The organism is Acidovorax radicis (genome assembly GCF_020510705.1).
In the GTDB taxonomy this organism is placed as follows: Bacteria; Pseudomonadota; Gammaproteobacteria; order Burkholderiales; family Burkholderiaceae_C; genus Acidovorax; species Acidovorax radicis_A.
Genome location: NZ_CP075184.1, coordinates 2,675,795 through 2,702,107, shown reverse-complemented (window position 1 = coordinate 2,702,107; position 26,313 = coordinate 2,675,795). Strand labels below are relative to the sequence as shown.

Annotated in this window: 22 protein-coding genes and 1 pseudogene; 7 read left to right on the top strand and 16 right to left on the bottom strand. The window is 65.5% G+C overall.

The window, feature by feature from the left end; genetic code table 11:
• Positions 1 to 80 precede the first annotated feature (80 nt).
• The 6 genes from KI609_RS12310 to KI609_RS12285 form a co-directional block, all read right to left on the bottom strand.
• The gene (locus KI609_RS12310) at positions 81 to 1,067 is read right to left on the bottom strand and encodes an FAD:protein FMN transferase (protein WP_226443624.1); all 987 of its coding nucleotides are present in this window, start codon (positions 1,065 to 1,067) and stop codon (positions 81 to 83) included.
• Entirely contained in the window at positions 1,048 to 3,255 is a 2,208-nt protein-coding gene (locus KI609_RS12305; protein WP_226443622.1) for a PepSY domain-containing protein, read from the bottom strand. The genes KI609_RS12310 and KI609_RS12305 overlap by 20 nt, the downstream gene beginning before the upstream one ends.
• A gap of 9 nt (positions 3,256 to 3,264) precedes the next feature.
• A complete protein-coding gene (locus KI609_RS12300) occupies positions 3,265 to 3,741 on the bottom strand; it encodes a DUF2271 domain-containing protein (RefSeq protein ID WP_226443620.1) in 477 nt (158 codons plus the stop codon).
• Positions 3,742 to 3,767: 26 nt separating this feature from the next.
• On the bottom strand, positions 3,768 to 4,235 hold the full coding sequence (locus KI609_RS12295) for a PepSY domain-containing protein (protein WP_226443618.1): 468 nt from the start codon (positions 4,233 to 4,235) through the stop codon (positions 3,768 to 3,770).
• A 278-nt stretch (positions 4,236 to 4,513) separates the two neighbouring features.
• Positions 4,514 to 5,155: an RES family NAD+ phosphorylase gene (locus KI609_RS12290; RefSeq protein ID WP_226443616.1), complete on the bottom strand. Its 642-nt coding sequence runs from the start codon at positions 5,153 to 5,155 to the stop codon at positions 4,514 to 4,516.
• 62 nt (positions 5,156 to 5,217) lie between these two features.
• Positions 5,218 to 5,610 (bottom strand): antitoxin Xre-like helix-turn-helix domain-containing protein, encoded by a 393-nt coding sequence (locus KI609_RS12285; RefSeq protein WP_226443614.1) that lies wholly within the window; start codon positions 5,608 to 5,610, stop codon positions 5,218 to 5,220.
• A gap of 205 nt (positions 5,611 to 5,815) precedes the next feature.
• Here KI609_RS12285 and KI609_RS12280 point away from each other — a divergent pair, with 205 nt between their 5' ends.
• The 6 genes from KI609_RS12280 to KI609_RS12255 all read left to right on the top strand — a co-directional run bounded on the left by KI609_RS12280 (position 5,816) and on the right by KI609_RS12255 (position 13,013).
• Positions 5,816 to 6,880, top strand: a complete 1,065-nt coding sequence (locus tag KI609_RS12280) for a patatin-like phospholipase family protein (protein WP_226443613.1) — start codon at positions 5,816 to 5,818, stop codon at positions 6,878 to 6,880.
• Between the two features lie 492 nt (positions 6,881 to 7,372).
• Positions 7,373 to 8,245, top strand: a complete 873-nt coding sequence (locus KI609_RS12275) for a FapA family protein (protein WP_226443612.1) — start codon at positions 7,373 to 7,375, stop codon at positions 8,243 to 8,245.
• A 231-nt stretch (positions 8,246 to 8,476) separates the two neighbouring features.
• The gene (locus KI609_RS12270; RefSeq protein WP_226443611.1) at positions 8,477 to 9,430 is read left to right on the top strand and encodes an AEC family transporter; all 954 of its coding nucleotides are present in this window, start codon (positions 8,477 to 8,479) and stop codon (positions 9,428 to 9,430) included.
• Between the two features lie 95 nt (positions 9,431 to 9,525).
• Positions 9,526 to 10,140 carry a Maf family protein gene (locus tag KI609_RS12265; RefSeq protein WP_226443610.1) on the top strand — a complete coding sequence of 205 codons (615 nt, stop codon included), beginning with the start codon at positions 9,526 to 9,528 and terminating at the stop codon, positions 10,138 to 10,140.
• A 34-nt stretch (positions 10,141 to 10,174) separates the two neighbouring features.
• Entirely contained in the window at positions 10,175 to 11,665 is a 1,491-nt protein-coding gene (gene rng / locus KI609_RS12260; RefSeq protein ID WP_226443609.1) for a ribonuclease G, read from the top strand.
• 88 nt (positions 11,666 to 11,753) lie between these two features.
• Positions 11,754 to 13,013 (top strand): cation:proton antiporter, encoded by a 1,260-nt coding sequence (locus KI609_RS12255; protein WP_226443608.1) that lies wholly within the window; start codon positions 11,754 to 11,756, stop codon positions 13,011 to 13,013.
• A 50-nt stretch (positions 13,014 to 13,063) separates the two neighbouring features.
• On the opposite strand, the gene KI609_RS12250 is transcribed toward KI609_RS12255, so the two are convergent.
• Positions 13,064 to 13,672, bottom strand: a complete 609-nt coding sequence (locus KI609_RS12250) for a glutathione S-transferase family protein (RefSeq protein WP_226443607.1) — start codon at positions 13,670 to 13,672, stop codon at positions 13,064 to 13,066.
• 94 nt (positions 13,673 to 13,766) lie between these two features.
• Between KI609_RS12250 and KI609_RS12245 the strand changes: the two genes are divergently transcribed.
• Entirely contained in the window at positions 13,767 to 14,741 is a 975-nt protein-coding gene (locus KI609_RS12245; protein ID WP_226443605.1) for a helix-turn-helix transcriptional regulator, read from the top strand.
• Between the two features lie 6 nt (positions 14,742 to 14,747).
• Here KI609_RS12245 and KI609_RS12240 read toward each other — a convergent pair whose 3' ends face one another.
• The 9 genes and pseudogenes from KI609_RS12240 to KI609_RS12200 all read right to left on the bottom strand — a co-directional run bounded on the left by KI609_RS12240 (position 14,748) and on the right by KI609_RS12200 (position 26,273).
• Positions 14,748 to 15,470: a response regulator gene (locus tag KI609_RS12240; protein WP_226443603.1), complete on the bottom strand. Its 723-nt coding sequence runs from the start codon at positions 15,468 to 15,470 to the stop codon at positions 14,748 to 14,750.
• A gap of 246 nt (positions 15,471 to 15,716) precedes the next feature.
• A pseudogene (locus KI609_RS12235) lies at positions 15,717 to 18,446 on the bottom strand (DUF4118 domain-containing protein).
• Positions 18,447 to 18,516: 70 nt separating this feature from the next.
• On the bottom strand, positions 18,517 to 19,131 hold the full coding sequence (gene kdpC / locus KI609_RS12230; protein WP_226443601.1) for a potassium-transporting ATPase subunit KdpC: 615 nt from the start codon (positions 19,129 to 19,131) through the stop codon (positions 18,517 to 18,519).
• 173 nt (positions 19,132 to 19,304) lie between these two features.
• Positions 19,305 to 21,371: a potassium-transporting ATPase subunit KdpB gene (kdpB, locus tag KI609_RS12225; RefSeq protein WP_226443598.1), complete on the bottom strand. Its 2,067-nt coding sequence runs from the start codon at positions 21,369 to 21,371 to the stop codon at positions 19,305 to 19,307.
• A gap of 20 nt (positions 21,372 to 21,391) precedes the next feature.
• Positions 21,392 to 23,185, bottom strand: a complete 1,794-nt coding sequence (kdpA, locus tag KI609_RS12220; protein WP_226443596.1) for a potassium-transporting ATPase subunit KdpA — start codon at positions 23,183 to 23,185, stop codon at positions 21,392 to 21,394.
• Positions 23,182 to 23,277: a K(+)-transporting ATPase subunit F gene (gene kdpF / locus KI609_RS12215; RefSeq protein WP_010458774.1), complete on the bottom strand. Its 96-nt coding sequence runs from the start codon at positions 23,275 to 23,277 to the stop codon at positions 23,182 to 23,184. Before kdpF ends, kdpA begins: the two co-directional genes overlap by 4 nt.
• Before the next feature lie 311 nt (positions 23,278 to 23,588).
• Positions 23,589 to 24,761 carry a pyridoxal phosphate-dependent aminotransferase gene (locus KI609_RS12210; RefSeq protein WP_226443594.1) on the bottom strand — a complete coding sequence of 391 codons (1,173 nt, stop codon included), beginning with the start codon at positions 24,759 to 24,761 and terminating at the stop codon, positions 23,589 to 23,591.
• Positions 24,762 to 24,884: 123 nt separating this feature from the next.
• Complete coding sequence (locus KI609_RS12205; RefSeq protein WP_226443592.1) at positions 24,885 to 25,826, bottom strand: CysB family HTH-type transcriptional regulator; 942 nt, start codon at positions 25,824 to 25,826, stop codon at positions 24,885 to 24,887.
• 75 nt (positions 25,827 to 25,901) lie between these two features.
• The gene (locus tag KI609_RS12200; protein WP_226443590.1) at positions 25,902 to 26,273 is read right to left on the bottom strand and encodes a sirohydrochlorin chelatase; all 372 of its coding nucleotides are present in this window, start codon (positions 26,271 to 26,273) and stop codon (positions 25,902 to 25,904) included.
• Between the last annotated feature and the right edge of the window lie 40 nt (positions 26,274 to 26,313).

The window sequence follows — 26,313 nt, the reverse complement described above, 5'->3', positions numbered from 1 at the left end:
CCGCTGGCCCCGGTTGCGATGCGTGGTACTGGCAAACGCAGGGGGTTCGACGGGCTTCACGCTACCAGCGACGCAAGGCTTCACCCATCAGCAGACGTGCCGAACCGCCCCAGCCCCACTTGCGTCAGGCCTTCCGCACGACGCAACAGGAACAGCACATCCATCCTCATGCGTTGTGCCATGGCCAGGCCTTCGTCGGGGCCTGCCACCAGCAAGGCCGTGGCCCAGGCATCCGCCAGCATGCAGGTGCGTGCCAGCACGGTGACCGAGGCCACGGCGTTGTTCACGGGCGCGCAGCGGCGCGCATCCATGGTGTGGGCGATGCGCGCATCGCCCACGTCCAGATAGTGCCGGTAGTCGCCCGAGGTGGCCACAGCCAGATCCTCCAATTCGATGACCCCATGCACCGCGCGGCGCCCTGTCTCGGGGCGTTCGAGCGCCACCGCCCAGGGCGCGCCGCTGGCTTGAGCGCCCACGGCACGCAGCTCACCATCCAGCGCGGCCAGTGCATGCCGCACGCCGTGTTGTTGCAGCACTTTGGCCATGTGATCCACCCCGTATCCCTTCGCAATGCCGCACAGGTCCAGTTGGATAGATGCATGCTTGCGGGAACGGCCTGCGGGCCTGTCCAGTTCCAGGCGCCCGTTCGCGGCGAGAGGCACGGACTGGCGTGCGGCGCGGATCGCTTGCGCGTCCGGTGCATCGCGCACCGCGCCAAACCCCCACGCGTCAACCAGCGCCCCCACGCACGGATCGAAGGCACCCGCGCTCAAGCTTTGAACATCGAGTGCGCAGTCCAGTACCTCCAGGATTTCAGCGGGCAGGTCCACCCATTCGCCCACAGACGCGCGGTTCAGGCGCACGAGGTCGCTGTCGGGTTTCCAGGGGGACATCTGCGCGTCCACCTGCTCCACCGCAGCGGCGAGGTCCTGGCGCAAGGCCTTGAGGTCCACCGAGGCGTCGGCATCGACGTTGGCAGACCAGCGCGTGCCCATGGTCGGGCCGTGCAGGGTGGTGCGTTTGCAGGGCGCAGCGTGCTCATGGGGCTCAGAAGACATCTTCGGCATAACGCTCCTTGGCTTTCAGCGCTGATACGCTCCAGTCCAGTGGCGCCAACACGCTGTCCAGCGCCTCGGCCACGCCCTGCGCCATGGCACGGCTGCCGCAAACGCGCACGATGGCGCCCTGCGCCACCAGGTCGCGCACGCGCTCGGCGTCACGGCGCAGGGCATCCTGCACATAGCCGCCGCCGTCGGGCACGCGCGAGAAAGCCGTCTGCAGCGTTGCCAGGCGCCCTTCGGCGAGCCAGCGCTGAATGTCGGGGCCAAAGTAAAAGTCCCGCGCCGGGTCACGTCCGCCAAAGTACAGGTGCATCGGGCTGCGCCTGTCGTTGCGCCGGATGAAGCCCGCCAGCGGCGCCACACCGGTGCCCGCCCCAATCAGCAGCACAGGCCGCCGCGATCGCGGCAGTGCAAAGCCGGGGTTGGACCGTATGAAGGCGCTGATGCTGTCCCCCATCTGCAGGCCCAGCAAGTGCGTGGAGCACAGGCCGCCGCTCATCTGACGCACGCAGATTTCCACAAAACCATCTTCCCAGCCCGACGCCAGCGAGTAGTAGCGCGGTACGGCCGAACCCGGCGGCACAACGCCCACAAGATCGCCCGCGGCAAACCGCGCCAGACCGTGCCCGCGCAAGCGTGCGTCCAGTCCTTGTGCAGGCCACGCAAAGCGCATGATCGCCGAGGCTTGCCCGGTGACACCGGAATAGTCCTGCCGCGCGACGAGCGTGAGCGCCACCGTGGCTGGCAAGCGCGGCACATGCTCCAGCACCAGGGGTTCGCCCAGCGCCTGTGCCAGGGCATCGCCCCAGCGCGCAAACTGCTGGCCCGATTGCTGGTGGATGCACTCGACCGGCAGCAACGTGGGCCAGCCCTGTGCGCGCAAGGTCTGATCCAGCGCCTTGGCAAAGGCGCAGAAGGCCGGGAACTGTCGGTCGCCGAAGCCCAGCACCGTGACCGGCACAGCGCTGGCGTTGAGCTTGGCGATGTGCTCCAGGGCGTGGCTGGCATGGGCCGGGGCCTGGCCTTCGCCGTAGGTTGCGGCAAGCACAAACACCTGCCGTGTGGCGGCCGTGGTTCGAAAGTTCTCCAGTGCACTGGTGTGTACGCGGTGACCGCCTTGCACGAACGCGTCTTGCAGTGTCTGCGCGAAACCCCAGGTGCTGCCACCTTCGCTGGCCACGAAGATGAGCACGTCGGCCTGTGCCATGGGCGTGTTGCCGATGATGTGCGGTGCCTGGCGGCGTGCTCGCCACCAGATCACAACGCCCGACAGCCAGAACAGCAGCACGCTGGCGCCCGCGAGCCCGAGCACCACGGCCCAGGGCCAGGCCGCTTCGCCGGTGTGCAGCACCACGGCCCAGTCGTAGATACGCTGCGCCAGGGGGGCATCCTGCCAGGCCAGCATCTGGCCCGAGGTCCGGTCAATCCAGCCTTGCCCTTGGGCGGCGACGACCTTCCAGGTGTCTTCCGGGTCGGTGGCGCCAGGAAGGCTCAGCTTGCGCAAATCCTGCACCTGGAGGTTTTGCAGCGTTGTCAGCTGTGCGCCGGGCATGTCGGGCTTGCCGGTTACTACTGAAAACACTTCAGGTTCGGTTCTGGGGTCCAGCGTCACCAGCCCCAGGGTCGATGCGCTCATGGTCAGCGCTGTGAGCGATGTGATGCAAAGGATGGCAAGCACCACGCGGCCGGTCACCACGTGGATGCGCTGCGCCAGCGAGCCACGCACCCGTGCCGCCAGCCGCCGCCAGCCGCCCATGCGCCGCAGCAACAGCACCAGGGCAGAGACGCACAACAAGCCCACGGTCAGCGCAGTGCCCGCCGCACCCCAGCGCCCGGCGTCGCCCAACAGCAGTGAGCGGTGCAGGTTCTTCACCCAGCGCGGCAGCGCCGAGGCTTGCCACGCACCCAGCACATGGCCATCGGCGGGGTCCACGTAAGACGCCTGCGGCTGGTCCCCTGCAAAGCTGAATACCACGATGGCGCCCGATGGCAGACGGCGGATTTCTTCTGCATTTGGGACGCTGCGCGCCACGCGCTCCACCAAGGTGGCCACGGGAAAATTGCCCGGGGCAGCGGGCGCCTGCCACGCCTGCTGCACCGGGTCAATCGCCAGGATGGCACCGGTGATGCCCAGCACCACCGCCAGGGTGCCAATGGTCAGGCCGAGCCAGCGGTGGATCGCTTTCCAACTCATGCGGGCCCTTTACTGGAGTTGAAAGGTTGCCGACTGGATGTACTGCTTGCCCGCCTGCGGCTTGCCGGCGTTGGCTTTGGACAGTGGAATGCGGACCTCCGACGGGCTGTCTCGCATGTCCTCTGCCGCAGCGTCGATGCGGATTTCATAGCCCGCGTCGATCAGTGCATCCGCCAGATCGGCGGTGACCTTGAGCGTGCGCCCAGCGCCCACGCTGGCACCGGTGACGCCATTGAGGCGTTTGGCGTCCCCCGCCGAGAGGCGGCTCCAGTCAGACAAGTGCTTGTGGTACTTGGCCTTGCCGCCTGCCACCCACAGCGTGCGCACATAGGCGCCTTTGGCATCGGTCAGGTAGGCCGCCAGGTAGGCGCCGTCGCCGCCGTAGTTCTTGAGCTGGGCGGTCAGCGTGAGCGGGCGGCTGTGTGCCAGGGCGGGAAGGGCCAGCGCGCAGGCGGTGGCCAGAATGGTCAAAAGAGGTTTGGACATGGTGATGCTCTCTGTGAGAAATGTGTTTATTCGACCTGGCCGCGCGGCGCGGAGCCAGGGGCTGACGTAGGCGATGAAGTAGGCGATGAGATCGGCAATGCCATAGGCGCAGGCCCGGCGGCGGCGCCCGGTTGCGGCGGTCGAGCGTGCCGCGCAGCACCCTCGTCATCGCGCTCCCGGTCCCGGTCCCGGTCCCGGTCCCGGTCCCGCTGGTGGTCGCCTTGCTTCATCTTCAACACCTTCAGGGTTTCCGGGTCGATCTTGGCTTTGAAGGTGCGTCCTTGGGCATCGGTACCGCGAATTTCATAGCAACCGTCGTCAATCTTCAGCCGCTGGATCTGCCAGCCCTGTGCGGCGGCCATCTGCCGCACCGCATCACGCGTTTGCCAGCGATTGAGCGGCGCATCGCAATCGTCACTGGCCCACGTGGGCAGGGCGGCCAAGCCTAGCCATAGAACCAGCACGGCATGGCGCAAAGTGGGGGTGGATTTCATGGGCGGTTCCTGTAAAAAAGGCACAGCACGAGACAGTTCGCAGTGCAGGCTTCGTGTCGTGTGGCATTGTCCGAATACCACCCTGAAAGTACGCTGAACGGCTCATTCACGCTCTGTTCAGCATCAACGAACCCAGCCGTTTGACTAAGGTTTTAAGACTTTTAGGCCTCTAGCGCTTTATCAATAAGCGTTAGCAGCTATATATTTAATAGCATTTCTACAAGCCGATACACCGTGCCACTGCCAGGACGCCCGCTTGCTTAGATCGTGAACACGTTCTAAAAGTCAAACCGCACACGGCCGTTGGATAACGTGACCCGGTCGCGTGTGGTGTGGCAGTGCCACTGTTCATACCGGCCCTCTGGGGTGACCATGGCCAGACTCCGTGGGTCAAATACGGCGGCGCAGGTGTGCCCGGGCGCGCGCACCGAGGCATAACGGATCCACGCCACATCGCCAGTGTCTTGAACCAACGCCCCCAGCTTCTGTGTTGCGGTGTAGTTGCTGGGGTGTGTCCACTGGGCTTCGGCTTGTGACCAGGGGAGTGACAGCAGATCAAGGGCCCGCCCGCTGACAACAGCTTCATACATCGAGTGCTCGGTGGACAGTTGTTGCGCCACGAGCCCCGCGCTGTCCAGCAAAAACCGCTGGCGCCAATAGGCAATTTCGGCACAGGCACAAAACGGATCGTCGGCGCCATACCAGAGGCAGGTCATCTGGGTGCCGCGAAATCGAGACCCTGTCGGTGACCGGTAACGAAAGGGCGCGGCCAGCAGGTAATGAAGCCCCTTGGCGTGTGGGGGCAGCGGGGGTTTGGCGTCGTCCAGCATTTGCTCGAGCAGGGTCTGTTCGTCCGCAGAGTCCACCAGGCGCATGGTGGCCGCGGTGTGCTGCGTCTCGACCATGCGAAACGCGTTCATCGCCAGGTCTGCTGCGTGTTCTTGAACCCAGCCGGGGTTCCAGGAGGCCTGGGCCTGCACCATCACGCGGCGGCCCGCATCCCGTCGAGGTAGGCCAGGGCTGTGACCAGGCCTGCAGGGGTTTCGATCAAGGCGGCCGGTGCGCCATTGAGGGCCTTGTTATGACTGCGCAGCCAGTCGTGGCGCTTTTGCGCGTCCGAGCCGACCAGCGGGTCCAGGGACCGGAACAGGCGCACCAGCAGCAAGGCCAGCTGCCCTTCTTTGGAGAGGGGGTCGATGCCACGCGCGCCGCCCACGATGCGGCTGATGGTGGGCTCGCTCAAGCCAATCACCCGGGCCAACGCGGCATTGGACAGGCTGAGCTCTTGTGCGGCACGGGCCGTGGCCTTGCCCAAAACCAGGGCTTTGTCGGGGGCGGCCTCCAGATTCGCCACCTTTGCCAGGCGAGCAACCATGATGACTCCTTCGTTTCGTGTGAAAGAATATAGCATGATCGTGCAATATTTTGTCGCCATGTCATGCCATGCCCTGGCGTGAATAAGTGCCACTGGATGGCACGGGGTTGTCGCGCGGTGCCCGTGCAGGCCGTTGCGGCATTGGCGGACAATCAAGCCTGTGCCCGCGCCCCGCAATGGGGCTGGGCCTCTGGATCCATCGCCCATGACCGCTTTTACCCCCCGCACCTTCCCCACAGTCTTTTCGCCCTTGTTCGCGGTGTTGGGCGTATGCGCGCTGGCGGCCCTGAGCGCCTGTGGCAGCAGTTCGCCGCGTTCGGCTGCCGCCTTGCCCGAGCCCATCGCCACGATCGCCGCACCGGCCCCCATCAAGATCGGCATCGCATTGGGCGGTGGGGCGGCCAAGGGGTTTGCGCACATCGGGGTGATCAAGATGCTGGAGGCCAACGGCTTTGCGCCCGCCGTGGTGGCGGGCACGAGCGCGGGCAGTGTGGTGGGGGCGATGTACGCCAGCGGCATGAACGCGTTCGAGCTGCAGGAAAAAGCCGTGGCGCTGGATGAATCGAAGATCCGCGACCTGCAGTTGTCGTCGGGCGGGCTGGTGCTGGGCCAGGGGCTGGAGGACTATGTGAACGCGCAGGTGCGCAACAAGCCCCTGGAGCAGCTGGCCAAGCCCTTTGTGGCGGTGGCGACGCGGCTCGAAGACGGCGAGCGCACGGTGTTTGCGCGGGGCAACACGGGGCAGGCGGTGCGGGCGTCCAGCAGTGTTCCGGGTGTGTTTCAGCCGGTCACGCTGGGCAAATACCATTTTGTGGATGGAGGCATCGTGAGCCCGGTGCCGGTGGATGCGGCGCGCCAGCTGGGTGCGGATGTGGTGATTGCGGTGGACATCTCCAACAAGGCCCGGGGCAAATCGCCGGGCGACATGCTGGGCACGCTCAGCCAGTCGATTGCCATCATGGGCCAGAAGTTGGGGCAGGCCGAGCTGGCGCGCGCGGACGTGATCATCCGGCCCCAGGTGCTCGATTTGGGCTCGGCAGACTTCAGCCAGCGCGCCAAGGCGATGGTGGAGGGCGAAAAAGCCGCGCTGGCCGCCATGCCCCACATTCGTGAGCGCGTGGCGCAGTTGCAGGCCGAGCGCGCCACTGCCACACGCGTGGCCCAGCAAAAAGCGGCGGCCGCCCAGCACCAGGCCTGCCTGGACAACCGATCCAGCCTGCAAAAGGTAGCGGGGTATGCGGGGCTGGGCGAACCCTGCGCCAGCCCTTGAGTCGGCGCTGCCGCACGTGACGCACCTGCTGCACGTGACGGCGGCGGATGCGGCATGGCAATCCCCCCTCAAGCCGCAGCGAAAGGCCTGGCTGATACCATCTGCGCCTATGTTTTTCCCCACCCCATTCGCCCACACCGGCCCGCTGCGCGGCTGCGTGCCTATGGCCGGGTGTGTGGGCGGGGGCGCTGCGGTGTGTGAGATCTGGCCCTACAAGCCGGTCGCACATTCCCCCGCCCGGCGATAACCTTCTTTTCTCCCCACACTGCGCAGAACATCCATCGCCGGGCCCCAGCCCAGCGCGATGGTGGCCGTCCGATGTGCTCTTTGCTGCACCGGCACGGGCCGCTCTTTCACGAGATGCCTCATGTTTACTTGCCTTGTTGTTGGGCCCACGCCCATCTGGTCACACCCCGTCCATCCGCCTTCCGCGCGGTTGTCCATCGCTGCGCCCGCGCCTTCATGGGCGCGGGCCCACCGGGGGTGAGGGCCATGGAGTTCACCAAAAAATTCCTGCGGGCCAAAAACCCTTGTGCGGACGGGTTTCGCTGGTTCAGCCGCAATGTGGAAGACGGCAGCGGCTACCAGGAGGTGCTCGATTCGCTGGTCAGCGCCGGGCGGGTGGGCGATGCGTGTTGGCTGCTGTCGCAGTTTGGCCCCACCAACGCAGTGTTGTCGGTAGATCAGCTGGAGGCCGATGCCATCGTGTTTGCCGGCACGGTGCTGGTGCGCGGCAGCATCGAGGTGTCGAGCGTGATCCAGGCGGGGCGGTCCATCCGCGCGGGTGGGGGTTTGCGGGCCGGGGAATCGGTGGTGACGGGCGAAGACCTTCGCGTCGCGGGCGGCATTGTGAGCGGCGGCCTTTTGCAGGCGGGCGGCGATCTGCGCGCTGACTGGGGCGTGGAGGCTGCGGGCAACATCACGGGCGGTGGCGACCTGCGCGCCGGGTGGGATGTGGTGTGCGGCGGCAAGCTGGTGCTCCAGGGAGGCGCCTTTGTGGGGCAAGACCTGATCGCCCGCGGCGCGGTGGAATGCGACAAGGGCGTGCGCGTGGGCGGGCACCTCACCGGCGCGGGCAGCCTGCGCGCGGGGCACGGCATTTTGGTGGGCGGCGCTATCACCGGCGTGCAGCACCTGGAAGCGGCCTGGGGCATCAAGGCGGGCGAGTGCATCCACACCCACGGCTCGATCAAGGCGGGCGAGAGCCTGTGCGCGGGCGAAGACATTCGCGCTGGCGACGGCTACGGCGTGTTTGCCGGCCTGAACGTGCAGCAGGAGACCTGGGAGTCGAGCGCCCAGGTGTGGGCGCAGCAGGTGCCCGAGCGCCTGCGCAGCGGGGTGTGGCTGGGGCCGAGCTTGGTGTGAGGGGAGGGTGAGGGTTGTGGTGAGGGTGGCGGTGGTGGCTGAGGGGGTGGGCTGTGCGACACCTGCGCCACAAACGGTTGATTCATGAGCGAAAATGGCCGCCAGCGCTTGATGCAAAAGCGCTAGCAGCTATTAAAATCATAGTGCTGTGACCTTGCACACCGTGGTGTGTGGCCGTGGTTACCCGCTTGTCCGCTTTTCCGTACCTTTGTCCTCCCGGGCCCGTGCACCTTGAACTCCGCCGTTTTCACCTCGCTGATCCCTGTCATTTTGTTCATCGCCATCGGCTTTTTTGTGGGGCGGCGCGGCTGGATACGGGCGGGTGCGGTCAAGGACCTGGCCAATCTGGTGTTCATGGTGCTCACGCCCGCATTGCTGTTTCGCACCATGAGCACGGTGCACCTCGAAGACCTCAACTTCGGGCCGGTGGGCATTTACTTTGTGGCGTTTGGCATGGTGTACACGGCCTCGCTGGTGTGGCAAGGCTTTAGCCGCCTGGGCGCGGCGCGGGCGCTGGCCAACACGTTCAGCAATGCGCTGATGATTGGGGTGCCCGTGGTGGGCCTGGTGTTTGGCGAGGAGGGGCTGGTCACGCTGTTCACGCTGATCTCGGTGCACTCGCTCATCTTGCTCACGGCGGCCACGGTGGTGTTTGAACTGGCCAGCGCGCGTGAACATGCGGGGCGCGATGGCGGGGTGCAGCTGCCCATGTGGCGCACCGTGCTGCAAGCCATTCGCAACGGCATCTTGCACCCCGTGCCGCTGCCGATCATCGCGGGCCTGTTGTTTGCGCAAACGGGCCTGTTGGTGCCCGAGCTGGTGGGCAAGCCACTGCAGTTGCTGGGCCAGGCGCTGGGGCCCATTGCCCTGCTGCTGGTGGGGGTCACGCTGGCGTTCACTACGGTGGGCCACCATTTCAAGGCGGCGCTGCGCATTGCGCTGGTCAAGTGTGTGGTGCACCCGTTGGTGCTGGCAACCCTGGGCTGGGCGCTGGGCCTGTCGGGCATGCCGCTGGCCGTGATGATTGTTACCGCCGCACTGCCAGTGGGGGCCAACGTGTTTTTGTTCGCCCAGCGCTATGCCGTGGCCGAAGACGAAGTCACGGCGAGCGTGGCGGTGTCCACCGCGCTGGGCCTGGTGACGATGCCGGTGGCGATACTGGCGGTGACGCGTTTTGTGGTTTAGGAGCCTGTCCGCCTTGGACATCGTCGGCTGCAAATCCGACAGTATCCTGCCCACTGCCTTTCATCGTGCCCTTTTTTATTCATCAAGATCTGCCCATGCCCACTTTCGTCTACCTCGCCTCCCAAAGCCCCCGTCGGCGCCAGCTGCTTGAACAGCTGGGGGTTGCGCATGAACTATTGCTGCCCAACACCCCAGGCGACGAGCCCGAAGACGCCGAAGCCATGGAGGCCGTGTTGCCGGGCGAGGCGCCCACCGCCTATGTCGAGCGGGTGACCGGCCTCAAGCTTGATGCGGCCGTGGCGCGGCGCATGCGCCGTAGCTTGCCCGACGCACCGATCCTGTGCTCGGACACCACAGTGGCATTGGGCCGCACCATCTACGGCAAACCCGACGACGCTGCCCACGCGGCGCGCATGCTGGGCGAGCTGGCGGGCCATGAGCACCGCGTGCTCACGGCTGTGGCGTTGCAGGTGGGTGCCAGGCGCCTTTGCTCCTTGTCGGTGTCACGGGTGACGTTCGGGGCCATGACTCCTGCCCAGATTGATGCTTATGTGGCCACCGGCGAGCCGCTGGGCAAGGCAGGCGCCTATGGCATTCAGGGCAGGGCAGCGGCGTATGTGCAGACCCTGAGCGGCAGCTATTCGGGCATCATGGGCCTGCCCATGTACGAGACAGCACAGCTCTTGCGCGCAGCGGGTTTTGCCATATAAACACCACAAAACATAACAACAGAACGCACACTCCATGCAACAAGACATTTTGATCAACTGGTCACCCCAGGAAACGCGCGTGGCCGTGGTGGAGCACGGTGCGGTGCAAGAGCTGCACATCGAACGCACGCTGGAGCGCGGACTGGTGGGCAATGTCTATCTGGGCAAGGTCTCGCGCGTTTTGCCGGGCATGCAGTCGGCGTTTATCGACATCGGGCTCGAGCGCGCAGCGTTTTTGCATGTCGCCGATGTCTGGCACCGGCAGCCTGACGGCGAACCGCCAGCTTTTGCACGCAAGACCGAGCCGCAGACCCCCATTGAGAAACAGGTGTTTGAAGGCCAGGCCCTCATGGTGCAAGTCATCAAGGACCCGATTGGCACCAAGGGCGCGCGGCTGTCCACGCAAATCAGCATTGCAGGCCGCCTGCTCGTGTTTTTGCCGCAGGACGACCACGTGGGCGTGTCGCAAAAAATCCCGCCCGCCGAGCGCGATGCGCTGCGCGCGCGGCTGCAGGCGCTGGTGGGCGACAAGTCCACGGGCGGCGGTGGCGGCTTCATCCTGCGCACCAACGGCGAAGATTCGACCGATGCCGAGCTGGCCGAAGACATTGCCTACCTGCGCAAGACCTGGGCGCGCATCAAGGAGGCCTCGCTCAAGCTGCCCGCGATGTCACTGCTGCACCAGGACCTGGACCTGCTGCAGCGTGTGCTGCGCGACATGGTGGGCGACCACACGCAGACCATCCGGCTCGACTCGATGGAGCAGTTTCACCGGCTGCGTGCGTTTGGGCAGGAGTTCATGCCCGCCGCCGCAGGCAAGCTGCAGCACTACAAGGGCGAGCGGCCGATTTTTGACCTCTACGCCATCGACGAAGAAGTGGCCAAGGCCCTGGGACGACGGGTCGAGCTCAAATCGGGTGGCTACCTGATCGTGGACCAGACCGAGGCGCTCACCACCATCGACGTGAACACTGGTGGCTACGTGGGCGCGCGCAACTTCGACGACACCATCTTCAAGACCAACCTCGAAGCCGCACAGGCCATCGCCCGCCAGCTGCGCCTGCGCAACCTGGGCGGCATCATCATCGTGGACTTCATCGACATGGTGCGGGACGACCACCAGCAGGCTGTGCTGGCGGAGTTCAAGAAGCAGCTTGCGCGCGACCGGGTCAAGACCATGTCGTCCGGCACGTTCTCCCAACTAGGCCTGGTCGAGATGACGCGCAAGCGCACCCGCGAATCGTTGGCCCACATGCTGTGCGAGCCTTGCGAAGCCTGCCAGGGCAAGGGCAGCGTGAAGACTGCGCGCAGCGTGTGCTACGACATCTTGCGCGAAATTTTGCGCGAAGCCCGTCAGTTCAACCCCCGAGAGTTTCGTGTGGTCGCATCGGCGCCTGTAGTGGAACTGTTCCTGGACGAAGAGAGCCAGCATCTGGCTGGGCTGTCGGACTTTATCGGCAAGCCCATTTCACTGCAGGCCGAAAGTGCCATCGGGCAAGAGCAGTACGACATCGTGCTGCTATAGGCGCTTTGTATGGCGCCAGGGGCCGCTCATTGGGGTCCGGTGCATTGTTTTTCTCTCCCCCATCCCTCAGCCATAAGACGCCACCTCCATGCTCGACATTGCCGCCATTTGCCTGGTTGTGACCGCGCTGCTTTCGTATGTGAACTTCCGATTTGTGCGCCTGCCCACCACCATTGGTGTCATGGTCATCGCCATGGTGTTCTCGCTGGTGCTGGTGGCGCTGGATGCTGCGGGCTTGGACTACGGTTTGTTGGCACGTGAAAAGTCGTTTTTGCGCACGCTCGATTTTTCCGAGGTGCTGATGCAGGGCATGTTGTCGTTCCTGCTGTTTGCGAGCGCCTTGCATGTGGACTTGTCGGCACTGCGCAAATACCGCTATACGGTGGCAGGGCTGGCATTGGTGGGCACAACACTGTCCACCATCGTCATCGGGTTGGGGATGTGGTGGGTATTGCCCTGGGTGGGCGTGCCAGTGCCGCTGCTGTATTGCCTGCTGTTTGGTGCGCTGATATCCCCCACGGATCCGATTGCCGTGATGGGCATTCTCAAGTCCGCCGGGGCTCCCAAGTCGCTGGAGTTGGTGATCTCCGGCGAATCGTTGTTCAACGATGGCGTGGGTGTGGTGCTGTTCTCGTTGCTGCTGGGCGTGCTCGCCAGTGGCGGCCTGCCCACGGCGGCACAAGGCGCGTCGCTGCTGGCGCAAGAGGCGGGCGGTGGCGTCGTGCTGGGCCTCGTGTTGGGGTGGGTCACGGTGTGGCTGCTCAAATCCATCGACCAGTACCAGATCGAGGTGATGTTGACCTTGGCCGCCGTGGTGGGCGGTTACGCCCTGGCGTCGCATCTGCATGTCTCCGGGCCGCTGGCCATGGTGGTTGCAGGCTTGATTGTGGGAAATGGCGGGCGTGCCCGCGCGATGTCCGACACCACGCGGCGCTATGTGGACATGTTCTGGGAGTTGATTGACGAAATCCTCAATGCTGTGCTGTTCGTGCTGATTGGCATGGAGGTGTTGTTGATTTCGTTTTCGGTGCCGCTGTTGCTGGCAGGTGTGTCGGCGGTGCTGGTGGCGCTAGCCGCGCGTTGGCTCACCGTGGGGCTGCCGGTGCGCGCTGGCGCACAGTGGTTGAATTTGCCGCAGGGCTCCGAGCGCGTGTTGGTGTGGGGCGGCCTGCGCGGGGGGATCTCTGTGGCGCTGGCACTTTCGCTGCCTGCGGGGCCAGAGCGCAACATCGTGCTCACACTCACTTATTGCGTGGTGGTGTTCTCAATTCTGGTGCAGGGTCTGAGCATTGGGCGTGTGGTGCGCACTGCGGCGCATGGCGACGGCGACAAGGGCGCAGAGTACTAGCCGGCGCCCGTTTCGGTCACTGTGATCGCTGGTGTGGCTGCTGCACCGCGTCAACCGTCGATCTGCATGGCCGGGCGCGCTTGGACTTTGGCGAGCCAGGCTTGTACATGCGGATGCGCATTGACAGGCGCACCCAAGTACACGCTGTAACCCAGCACCGAGCCCACCACCAAATCCACCAACGAGTAGTTCGCCCCCAGCATCCAGGGTTGCTGGGCCAGCCGCGCGTCCAGCACGACCAGCAACTCGCTCAGCTGACGCAGAACGGCCTCTGCCTGGGCAGTGTTGCGCCACACTTCTTCGCCCTGGGTTGCCACATGCAGGCGTCCCACCAGCGCGCCATAGGTCACATACGACCAAGCGCACCAGGATAGGGCTTGCAACGCCTCTGGCGTGCCGCCAGCGGGCCACAGGCCGCGCTCCACGCCAAAACGATGACCGAGCCACAGGTGGATGGCCAGGGCCTCAAACATCGGTGCGCCGTCAACCGTCAGCGTGGGCACCTTGCCGTTCGGGTTGAGGGCCAGGTAGTCGGGGCGGCGCTGCTCGCCGGTGCGGATGTCGATCTTGATGCGCTCATGCGGCGCACCCAGTTCGGTGAGGGCGCAGGCGATGGGGGTGGCGCTGGACATGGGGTGCCAATAAAGGACGATGGACATGAAGAACTCCTTGCAAGTGGTGGAAGAAAAGGTGGAGTCACTGTAAGAACCATTGCGGACAATTTCAGTCCTCGATTCAATGTACAGTGGCGGCATGCTCACTTCATCCACCCGCCTGTTGCGCCTGCTGTCACTGCTCCAAACCCGCAGCCACTGGATGGGCCCCGAGCTGGCCGAGCGGCTGGAAGTGCACCCGCGCACGCTGCGGCGCGACATCGACCGCCTGCGGCAGCTGGGCTACCCGGTGCAGGCCAGCAGTGGCGTGGCGGGCGGCTATGCCTTCCGCGCGGGGCAGGCGTTTCCCCCGTTGCTGCTGGACGATGAAGAAGCCCTGGCCGTATCGATTGCGCTGCGCACCGCCACCGCGGGTGCTGTGGGCGGCATTGAAGAACCCGCTTTGCGCACCTTGGTGAAACTGGAGCAGGCCATGCCCCTGCGGCTGCGCGAGCAGGTGGACGCGCTGCGCTCCACCATCCTGCCGCTGGACCGCACCGGGCCGGTGGTGGAGGCCTCGCTGTTGGCCACGCTGGCATCGGCCTGTCGCGACCAGTTGCGGCTAGGTTTTTCGTACGAAGACGGCAAGGGGCGTGCCACCCAGCGCACGGTGGAGCCGCAGGGCGTGGTGCACACCGGCATGCGCTGGTATTTGGTGGCGTGGGATTGCAGCCGTGGCGACTGGCGCACCTTCCGCATCGACCGCATGGTGGCAAAGCCGGAAGTCGGCGCGCATTTTGTACCGCGCCCTGGGCCGGACGGCGGTGACCTCAAGGCCTATGTCTCCCGCTCCATCACCGTGGCGCCGCACCCCGACCAGGCGAGGGTTGTGCTGCACGCGCCCTACGCAGAAATGGCGCGGCGCATTCCGCAGTCGGCCGGTGTGGTCACCACGCTGGCCGATGGGCAGCAGTGCCAGCTGGAATGCGCCGCCAGCGATGCCCTGGCGTTCTGGCTCATGGCGCTGGATGTGGAGTTTGAGGTGTTGGCGCCCGCGTCGCTGCAGGAGCGGCTGCGCGTGGCGGGAGAGCGCGCTTTGCGCTGTGCCACCACCCTTACTGCGAAGGGTTCGTGAGGCGCATCAAGGCACGAACCGGTACCCAATGCCCGCCTCAGTCCGAAGGTGCCGGGGCATGGAGGCGTTGTGTTCCACCTTCTTGCGCAGGTTGGCCATGTGCACGCGCACATAGTGCGTGTCTTCGGCATGGCCTGGGCCCCACACGGCCTTGAGCAATTGGGCGTGGGTGATGACGCGGTCGGGCTGGGAGGCCAGGTAGGTGAGTAGCTTGTATTCGATGGGCGTGAGGTGCAGTGCCTCGCTGCCATCGCCTTCACCATTGCCGTCCGTGCTGCGCTCTACGGTGCGGCGGGCCAGGTCCACGGTGATGGGGCCGAACTGGATGACGGGTGTGGCTTCGGTGCCGGATGCGCGCTGGCTGCGGCGCAGCTGGGCGCGCACGCGGGCCATCAGCTCGTCCGAGCCAAAGGGCTTGACCAGGTAGTCGTCGGCCCCGGCGTCCAGCGCCGCGATCTTGCTGGCCTCGGCGCTGCGGGCCGAGAGCACGATGATGGGCATGGCCGACCAGGTGCGCAGGTCGCGGATCAAGTCCACGCCGTCGCCGTCGGGCAGGCCCAGGTCCAGCACCACCAGATCGGGGCGGCGGGTGCCGGCCTCGATCAGGCCGCGCTGCAGGGTGGCGGCCTCGTGCACGGTGTGGCCCTCGCTCTCCAGCGTCAGGCGCACAAAGCGGCGGATGTCGGCTTCGTCTTCGACGATGAGGATGTGGGTGGGCAGGTCGGTCATGGTGCGTGCTTGGGGGGACAGCGAGGCTGGAAAAATAGCTCCGTTCGCCCTGAGCCTGTCGAAGGGCTGCTGACGATCAGCGCCCCGGCTTCGACAAGCTCAGCCCGAACAGATGGGGTGGCGGCATCTGATTCCATTTCCAAATCATTTGTGTCTAGGCGCGAAGCCGCAGACAGTGCTGTAGCACGGCAAGGCGAAGCAACAACGACACGGATGATTTAGAAATGGAATGAGCATCCTTGCGAATCAAGCATAGGGGACATCGGTGCCCAGGTCGGTGGGCGGTGTGCCGCGTGGCAGCAGCAGCGTAAAGCGTGCGCCTGCAGGCTGGCCCTGCGCGTTGAGGATCGTATCGCCCCGGATGCTGCCACCATGCGCCTGCACGATGGCGCGGCAAATCGCCAGCCCCAGGCCGACGCCGGGCGTGGCGCTTTCGCGGGCGCCACGCTCAAACTTTTCAAACAGCAGCTCTTCGCGCCCTTTGGGCAGGCCGGGGCCTTCGTCGGTGATGGTCAAGGCCACGGCATCGCTTTGGGGCTGCACGCTGATGTGAATGGTGGTGTCTACGGGGGTGTACTTAGCGGCGTTTTCAAGCAGGTTGACCAGCACGCGTTCCATCAGCACGGCGTCGATTTGCAGCAACGGCAGGTCGTCGGGCAGGGTCACCTCGATGCGGCGCGCAGCGATGGCCGGGGCGCTGGCGGCCAAGGCGCTGCCCACCACTTCTTCCAGCGGCTGCCAGGCCTTGTTGAGCTGCACGGCCCCGGACTCCAGGCGGGCCATGTCCAGCAGGTTGTTGACCAGCGCGCTCATGCGCTGGGCCGATTGCTGGATGGCTCCGGTCAGCTCTTGTTGGTGGGCAGGCAGGGGCGGCTGCACCATGGCCAGCGATTCGGCCAGGCCGACCAGCGAGGCCAGCGGCGTGCGCAAATCGTGCGAGATGGCCGAGAGCAGCGAGTTGCGCAGCCGCTCGGACTCGATCTGCACCGTGCTTTTTTGCGCCACGTCGATGTAGTGGATGCGTTCGAGCGAAATGGCGAGCAGCGAGGCGCAGGTCTGCAGCAGGCGGCGCGGTTCTACACCGGGTACCTGGCCTTGACCTTGGTGTTGTGGCATGGCCACCACCAGCACACCACGGATGCGCATGGGCGCCTTGAGCGGCAGCACCAGCGTGGGGCTGGAGTGCAAGGTATCCGTGCCCCGGCCTGCGGGCTCGCCGCGCTCAAACGCCCATTGCGCCACGGCCATGTCCACGGGGGCGGTGCCGCCGGGCAGCACCTGCAGGCGGTTGTCATCGTCGGCCACCACCAGCGTGCTGCCTGCGCTGAATTCGCCAGTGATAAAGCGTGCGCCAATCTCCGCCACCTGCTCGGGCAGCAGGGCAGCAGACAAGTCCCGCGCCATGTCGTACAGGCTGCGCACGCGGTGTTCGCGCTCGGTAGCGGCCTCGGCCTGTACCTTGAGCCCGGCGGTGAGCTGGCCCACCACCAGGGCCACCACGAGCATCACGGCAAAGGTGACGACGTACTGCGCGTCGCTCACCGCAAAGTTGAAGCGCGGCGGCACAAAGAAAAAGTCAAAGAACCCCACGCCCATAAAGGCGGCCATGATGGCCGGGCCGCGACCAAAACGCAGCGCCACACCCACCACCACCAGCTAAAACAGCATGACGATGTTGGTCAGCTCCAGCACATTGGCGAGCGGTGTGGCGATGACGGCGGCCACGCAGCAGGCGAGTGCGGCGGCGATGTAGCCGGGCCAGAATGCAGTGCGAGACACGGCGGCGGTGGCGCGGGTCGCTTTGCGATCGTTGTGGTCAGAGCGGTTGGGCAGTGTGCCCACCTGCAACAGGTCCAGGTCGCAGGCACTTTGCCCGATCTGCTCGGCCAGCGTGGCTTGCCAGGGCCAGCGCCGGGCGCTGCGCCCCATCACCACGCGCACCAGGTTGTGCTCACGCGCATAGCGCACCAGGGCTTGTGCGGGCTGGGCTGCGGGCAGCACGGCGCAGGCGGCAGCGCCCAGTTGCTAGGCGATCTTCAGCGTGCGCTCCACCTGCGGGTGCAGGGTGGCCGACTGGCCTTGCTGCTCCGGCGTTTCCACGTGGACGGCGTGCCAGGGCAGGTCGAGCTGGGCGGCCAGGCGGGCGCAGCTGCGCACCACTTTTTCGGCGTTGTCGCCCGTGCCTACGCAGGCCAGCAGGGCCTCGCGGTTGGGCCACACGGCCTCGGCCGTGGTGGTGCTGGCGCGGCGGTAGGCGCGCATTTCGTCGTCCACCCGGTCGGCAGTGCGGCGCAGGGCCAACTCGCGCAGGGCCAGCAGGTTGCCTTTGCGAAAGAAGTTGGCGGCGGCTCGTTCGGCCTGCTGCGGCAGGTAGACCTTGCCGGCTTTCAGGCGCGCCAGCAGCTCGTCAGGTGGCAGGTCCACCACCACCACTTCGTCGGCCGCGTCAAAAAACTGGTCGGGCACCGTCTCCCACACGCGGATGCCGGTGATGCCGCTGACGATGTCGTTAAGGCTCTCCAGGTGCTGCACGTTCATGGTGGACCACACGTCGATGCCTGCGGCCAGCAGTTCTTCGGCGTCTTGCCAGCGCTTGGGGTGGCGCGATCCGGCCACATTGCTGTGGGCCAGTTCGTCCAGCAGCACCAGGCCCTCGGGGTGCGCGGCGCCCCAGGCCAGGGCGGCGTCCAGGTCAAACTCGGGCAGGGTGCGGTCTTTGTAGGGCAGGGCGCGCAGCGGTAGGCGCGGTAGGTGGGCGGTCTGCGCGTCGGTGTCGGCGCGGCCATGCGTCTCGACCACGCCGATGGTGACGGGTGTGCCCTGCGCCTGTGCCGCCCGGGCGGCGGACAGCATGGCAAAGGTCTTGCCCACCCCCGCGCAGGCGCCAAAGAACACCTTGAGCCGCCCACGCTGCTGCTGGGCCTGCTCTTGCTGGATGCGCTGCAGCAGCGCGTCGGGGTCGGGGCGATCCTGCATGGCTACAGTTTACTCGTCACTTTTGAATCAAATGGGCCTTTAGCGCTTATTCATCAAGCGCAAGCAGCTATTATTTTGGTAGCGCATCGAGCGCCAGGTTCAAGGCCAGCACGTTCACACGCGACTCCCCGAACAAACCCAGCCAGGGGCCTTCAGTATGTTGCGGCACCAGCGCCTGTACCTGCGCCACGGGCAGGCCCCGGGCACGGGCCACGCGCTCGGTTTGGTAGGCGGCGGCTGCCGGGCTGATGTGGGGGTCCAGCCCGCTGGCCGATGCGGTGACCAAGTCCACGGGCACGGGTTGGGTGTTGCCGGGGTCGGCAGCGCGCAGGGCCTCGATGCGGGCCTTGACGGCATCTGTCAGCGCCGGGTTCGTGGGGCCCAGATTGGAGCCGCCCGATGCCGATGCGTTGTAAGGCATGGGCGCTGTGGCCGACGGGCGGCCCCAGAAATGGCCGGGCTCGGTGAACGACTGGCCGATCAGCTCGGAGCCCACCGTCTTGCCACCCTGGGTGATCAAGCTGCCGTTGGCTTGGTGTGGGAAGGCCGTTTGCGCCACGCCCGTCACGGCCAGCGGGTACAGCAGGCCGGTGACGATGGACAGCACAACAAACAGCGTGAGGGCGGGGCGCACCAGGCCGCCTGGGCTGGCGGGCACGTCGTCGCGGGGGATACGGATAGGCATACGATTTTCCTTTCAATGAGATTCCGGGAGCTGCTTATCGGACTGGCGCGGCCCAGGCCAGGGGACACCGAGCAAGGGCCGCCCCGCAGCGAGGGTGTCGTCCCCCTCCCCGCGTAGCGCAGCGAAGCGAGAGGAGGGGGAAGGCGCGAAGCGACACAGGGGGAGGTCCTTGTTCAAGTCAGACCGGCAGCCGCCAGCACCATGTCAATCAACTTGATGCCAATGAACGGCACCACCATGCCCCCCAGCCCATAAATGGCCAGGTTGCGGCGCAGCAGCGCGGCGGCCCCCACGGCGCGGTAGGCCACGCCCTTCAAGGCCAGCGGGATCAGGAAGATGATGATCAGCGCGTTGAACACCACGGCCGACAGAATGGCTGACGAGGGGCTGGCCAGGTGCATGAAGTTCAGGGCCGACAACTGCGGGTAGGTGGTGACAAACGCCGCCGGGATGATGGCGAAGTACTTGGCAATGTCGTTGGCGATGCTGAAGGTGGTGAGCGAGCCGCGCGTCATCAGCATCTGCTTGCCGGTCTCCACAATCTCGATGAGCTTGGTGGGGTTGCTGTCCAGGTCCACCATGTTGCCGGCCTCCTTGGCGGCCTGGGTGCCGGTGTTCATGGCCACGGCCACGTCGGCCTGGGCCAGGGCGGGGGCGTCGTTGGTGCCGTCGCCCGTCATGGCCACCAGTTGGCCATTGGCCTGGTAGCTGCGGATGAGCTGCAGCTTGGCCTCGGGTGTGGCTTCGGCCAGAAAGTCGTCCACACCGGCCTCGGCCGCAATCGCGGCGGCGGTCAGGCGGTTGTCGCCCGTCACCATCACGGTCTTGATGCCCATGCGGCGCAGCTCGGCAAAACGCTCTTTAATGCCGCCCTTGACCACGTCTTTCAACTCCACCACGCCCAGCACATGGGCGCCATCGGCCACCACCAGCGGTGTGCTGCCGCGGCGCGATACATCGTCCACTGCGGTCTGTACGGCGGTGGGGAAGCGCCCGCCCAGTGCCTCCACGTGCTTGCGGATGGCATCGGCTGCGCCCTTGCGCAGCAGGCGGGCGCCGGGCAGGTCCACACCGCTCATGCGCGTTTGCGCAGTGAACGGCACGAACGTGGCTTGCAGGCTGGAGAGATCACGCTCGCGCAGGTTGAACTTCTGCTTGGCCAGCACCACGATGCTGCGGCCTTCGGGGGTTTCGTCGGCCAGCGACGCGAGCTGCGCTGCATCGGCCAGGGCCGCATCGGTCACGCCGGGCGCAGACACGAACTGGCTGGCCTGCCGGTTGCCCAGGGTGATGGTGCCGGTCTTGTCCAGCAGCAGCACGTCCACGTCGCCTGCAGCCTCCACCGCGCGGCCGGAGGTGGCGATCACATTGGCCTGCATCATGCGGCTCATGCCTGCCACGCCGATGGCGCTGAGCAGGCCCGCGATGGTGGTGGGGATCAGGCACACCAGCAGGGCCACCAGCACGACCAGGCTCACAGGCTCGCCCGCGCCGCTGGCCTGCACGCTGAACAGCGAGAACGGCAGCAGCGTGACCACCACGCCCAGGAACACGATGGTCAGCGCCACCAGCAAAATGGTCAGCGCGATCTCATTGGGTGTCTTGTGGCGCTTGGCGTTCTCGACCATGGCGATCATGCGGTCCACAAAGGTCTCGCCGGGGTTCACGGCCACGCGCACCACGATCCAGTCGGACAGCACGCGGGTGCCGCCCGTCACGGCCGAGAAGTCGCCGCCCGATTCGCGGATCACCGGGGCCGATTCGCCGGTGATGGCGCTCTCGTCCACTGAGGCCACGCCATCGATCACCTCGCCATCGGCAGGGATGATGTCACCGGCTTCCACCAGCACCACATCGCCCTTGCGCAAGTTGGCGGCTTCCAGCGGCAGCCAGGTCATTTCGGTGCGTGGGGTGGTGCGGTCAAACTGGCCGTCGAGTTTTTTGGCCCAGGTCTGCTTTTTTAGCCCGCGCAGCGATGCTGCCTGGGCCTTGCTGCGGCCTTCGGCCATGGCCTCGGCAAAGTTGGCAAATAGCACGGTGAACCACAGCCACAGGGCCACGGCAGCCGTGAAGCCCTCGGGCTTGCTGGCGGCCAGCGCGGTGGTGAAGGCGCTGCCTACGTACACCACAAACATCACCGGGTTGCGCCATTGCACACGCGGGTCCAGCTTCTTGAAAGCCTCCAGCAGCGCAGGGCGCACCAGGACGGGGTCGAACAGGGTCAATGTTTTGCGAGTCATCACAATCTCCCAGCCATTTATCAACGGGGTGTGAGCACGAGGTGCTCAACCACCGGGCCCAGCGCGAGGGCGGGCACATAGTTCAGCAAGCCCACCAGCAGCACCACGCCCGCCAGCAGCGCCACAAACAGCGGGCCGTGGGTGGGCAAGGTGCCATCGGTGGCGGTGGCGCGCTTCTTGGCGGCGAGGGACCCGGCCATGGCCAGCACGGGCACGATCACACCAAAGCGCCCCAGCCACATGGCCACGGCCAGCAGCACGTTGTAGAAGGGGGTGTTGGCCGACAGGCCTGCGAAGGCGCTGCCGTTGTTGTTGGCGGCGGAAGACAGCGCGTACAGCACTTGGCTAAAGCCGTGCGCGCCGGGGTTGGAGAGGCCCGCGCGGCCTGCCTCGCTCATTACCGCCACGGCGGTACCGAGCAATACGAGCAACGGCGTGACGAGGATGGCGATGGAGACGAGCTTCATCTCATGCGTCTCGATCTTCTTGCCCAGGTATTCGGGCGTGCGGCCAATCATCAGCCCGGCGATGAACACGGCCATGATGGCGAACACCAGCATGCCGTACAGGCCCGAGCCCACGCCGCCGAACACCACCTCGCCCATCTGCATGAGCACCATCGGCACCATGCCGCCCAGGGGCGTGAAGCTGTCGTGCATGGCAATCACCGCACCGCAGCTGGCCGCTGTGGTGATCACGGCGAACAGGGCCGAGGTGGCGATGCCGAAGCGCGTTTCCTTGCCTTCCATGTTGCCGCCCGCCTGCAGGGCGCTGGCAGCCTGGTCCACGCCCAGCGATGAAAGCAGCGGGTTGCCCTGCTGCTCGAAGGCGGTGGTGGCCACCACGGCGACCACAAAGAGCAGGCTCATCGTTGCCAGAATCGTCCAGCCCTGGCGCTCATCGCCCACCATGCGGCCAAACACCAGGCATAAAGCGGCGGGTATCAGGAAGATCGCCAGCATCTGCAGCAGGTTGCTGGCGGCCGAGGGGTTCTCGAACGGGTGGGCCGAGTTGGCGTTGAAGAAGCCGCCGCCGTTGGTGCCCAGCATCTTGATGGCCAGCTGCGAGGCCACGGGGCCCATGGCCAGCGTCTGGGTGGTTTGGGTGGCGGGCTCGGTCACCGCAGCGCCTTGGGCGTCCAGCACGGGCTGGCCTGCGCTATCGAGCTTGGGGGCGTCGTAATGCACGGGCTCCAGCGTCTGCACTTCGGTATAGGGCGACAGGTTCTGGATCACGCCCTGGCCTGCAAACACCACGGCCAGCACCAGCGACAGCGGCAGCAGCACCCACAGCGTGGCGCGGGTCAGATCGGCCCACACATTGCCAATACTCTGCGCTGAATGCCTTGCAAACCCACGCACCAACGCAATGACGACGACCAAGCCTGTGGCGGCAGACAGGAAGTTCTGCACCGTCAGCGCCAGCATCTGCGTGAGGTAGCTCATGGTGCTTTCGCCGCCATAGCCCTGCCAGTTGGTGTTGGTGACAAAGCTGATGGCGGTGTTGAAGGCCGAGTCGGGCGACACGGCAGCCATGCCTTGCGGGTTGAACGGCAGCACGGCTTGCCAGCGCTGCAGCGCATACACCGCCAGCACGCCCAGGCCATTGAACACCAGCAGGCCCAGCGCGTAGCGCAGCCAGCCGGTCTCTTCATCGGGCCGCACGCCTGCCAGTTGGAACAGCGGGCCTTCCAGCCGCCGCCCCAGCGCAAAGCGGCCTGCCATCACGGCGTCGATACCACGCGCCAGCGGCCAAGCCAGCGCCAGCAGCAGTGCCATGAACACTGCCAATTGCAGCCATGCACCGGTGCTCATGAAAAGTCCTCCGGCCGCAGCAACACGGCGACCAGGTACACCAAAAGCGCAGCAGCCAGCACGGCCGCCAGAATCATCCAGCCGCTGGTCATGACCGCCCCCCTTGACCTTGCGCCTGCAGCCGTGCGCAGCCTTTGGTTAACCCACAAATGGCGAGCCACAGCGTGCCGCCCATTGCCATATAAACCCAGTCCATCTGCTTCTCCTTGAAACATGGACCGATGCTAGGAAAGCCCGCATCAAGATGGGCGCAAGAGGTGGCTGTGGGGTATCAAGAAAGCATCAAGATGCGCCTGGGGTCATGGGGCGCAGAGCGATTGCGTGAAAGCAGAATTTTCAAAAATGATAGCTGTTCGCGCTTTATCCATAAGCGCTGCAGCCACTTTTTATCTATGGGCTGGAATCAGAGCCTGCGCAGGCGCTCCAGCGCGGCGCGCAGGGTCTCGTCTTTCTTGGCAAAGCAAAAGCGCACCACGCGCTGGTCAAACCCATCGGCGTAGAAGGCCGAGAGTGGAATGGCCGCCACGCCCACCTCGCGAGTGAGCCATTGGCAGAAATCGGCTTCGCCCAGGTCGCTCACGCCCGAAATATCGACGCACTGGAAGTAGCTGCCCGTGCTGGGCAGCAGCTTGAAGCGCGAGCCTTGCAACCCCTGGCGGAACAGGTCGCGCTTGGCTTGGTAGAAGGCGGGCAGTTGCAGGTAAGGCGCTGGGTTTTCCAGGTAAGCCGCCAGGCCGTACTGCACCGGCGTGTTCACGGTGAACACGTTGAACTGGTGCACTTTGCGGAACTCGGCCGTCAGGGCTGCGGGCGCGGCCACGGTGCCCACCTTCCAGCCCGTGACATGGAAGGTCTTGCCGAAGCTGGACACGATGAAGGCGCGCGCCGCCAGACCAGGAAAACGCGCTGCGCTCTGGTGCTCTGCGCCGTCGAACACCATGTGCTCGTACACCTCGTCGCTGATGAGCAGGATGTCGGTGGGGGCGAGCAGGGCTTCGAGCTGGCGCATTTCCTCGGCCGTCCAGATGGTGGCGCTGGGGTTGTGCGGGCTGTTGATGATGATGGCGCGGGTGCGCGGCGTGATGGCGGCGCTGATCTTGGCAAAGTCGGGGCGGAAGGTGCCCGGTGTGAGCGGCACGCGCACGGCCTTGCCACCGGCCAGGTCGATGTTGGGCACGTAGCTGTCGTAGCAGGGGTCGAGCACGATCACTTCGTCGCCCGGGTGCACGATGGCCAGGATGGCGGTGATGATGGCTTGCGTGGCGCCAGCGGTGATGGTGATTTCGGTGTTGGGGTTGTAGGCCTTGCCGTGCAGCGCCTCGATCTTGCGGGCCACGGCCTCGCGCAGCACTGGCACGCCGGGCATGGGCGGGTACTGGTTGTGCCCTGCCTGCATGGCAGCGGTGACGGCGTTCACCAGTTCAGGGGCGCATTCAAAGTCTGGAAAACCTTGCCCCAGGTTGACGGCCTTGTGCTCGGTGGCCAGGGCAGACATCACCGTGAAGATGGTGGTGCCCACGTTGGGCAGCTTGCTGGGAAAGGCGGGGGTGCGGGCGGAGTTGGTAGCTTGGGTCATGGCGCAACAACGGGGAAGACAGAACGTTGGGAAAAATGGGGGAGCATCTTGAACGGTACGAGAAGGCAAGGGTGAATCCGGCTTGCCCAACATGGGGCGGGGCGGTTTCTTGCCACCTTCTTCTTACAGTTCGTAGTCGTTGACGTGGCCTGTCATGGCACGGGCAATCAGCTCGCGGCTCAGGCGGTCGCTGAGCAGTTCGGCAAATTTGTAGACAAAGTTGCGCAGGTAGGCACCGCGCTTGAAGGCCACGCGTGCCACGCTCTGCCCGAACAGGTGGCCCACGGGGCGTACGGCCAGGTCGCCCAGCGGGTCGTCGCGCATGGCCATCTCGGCCACGATGCCGATGCCCAGGCCCAGGCGCACGTAGGTCTTGATCACGTCGGAGTCGATGGCCTCAAGCACGATGCGGGGCGTGAGCTTGCGCGCCGCAAAGGCGTGGTCGATCTTGCCCCGGCCGGTGAACGATGGGTGGTAGGTGATGAGCGCTTCGTGGGCCAGGTCGTCCAGGCCAATGCGCTCCTTTTGCGCCAGCGGGTGGTCGTTGGGCACCACCAGCACGTGCTGCCATTCGTAGCAGGGCAGGGTGACGAGTTCGGGGTAGTCGGCCAGAGATTCGGTGGCCATGCCGATCTCGGCCACTTCGTCAATGATCATGCGGGCCACTTCATGCGGCGTGGCCTGGTGCAAGCTGATGTTGACCTTGGGGTAGGCCTCGCGCAGCCGCGCCACGGGCACGGGCAACACGTAGCGGGCCTGGGTGTGGGTGGTGGCGATGCTGAGGGTGCCGCTGTCTTGCGCGCTGAACTGCTCGCCAATGCGCTTCAAGTTGCCCACCTCGCGCATGATGACTTCGATGCTTTTGAGCACATGCTGGCCGGGCTCGGTGATGCGCTTGAGGCGTTTGCCGTGCCGGGCAAAGATGTCCACGCCCAGTTCTTCTTCCAGCTCGATGATGGCCTTGGAGACGCCGGGCTGCGAGGTGTGCAGGGCCTTGGCGGCCTCGGTCAGGTTGAGGTTGCGGCGCGCAGCCTCTTGAACGAAGCGGAATTGGTGCAGGTTCATATCTAATATCGCCTAAAGATTGGCATCATTATTCTACAATCGTCTAAGCAATATCGGTTGCCGCGCCGAGAAAGCTCAGTGGGGAGCGATTTCGCACGCAATGTGGGCCATCAGCGCGGTCATGCGCGGGTCTTCACCAATGGCCGCCTGCACCGTAAAGGGCACACCGGGGTGGGCCGAGCGCAGCGCAGCGACCAGCAAAGGCAAATCTTCGCGGGCATGCTTGCCGGTGCCCAGAAACATGGGGACAACGGTCACCTGGGTTGCTCCTTGCGCAACCAGTTGGCTCGCAGCGTCGGCAAGGGTGGGCTCGCACAACTCCAGATAGGCACATGCCACGCTGCGGTCGGGGTGCTGTGCGGCGATGTGGGCCGCAACAGCCTCCACGGGGGCGCGCCAGAGTGGGTCGCGCGAGCCGTGTGAGAACAAGATGATGGCGTGGGTCATTGTGTGAATCAGGTGCGAGGTGCGACAGCGGGCAGCGATG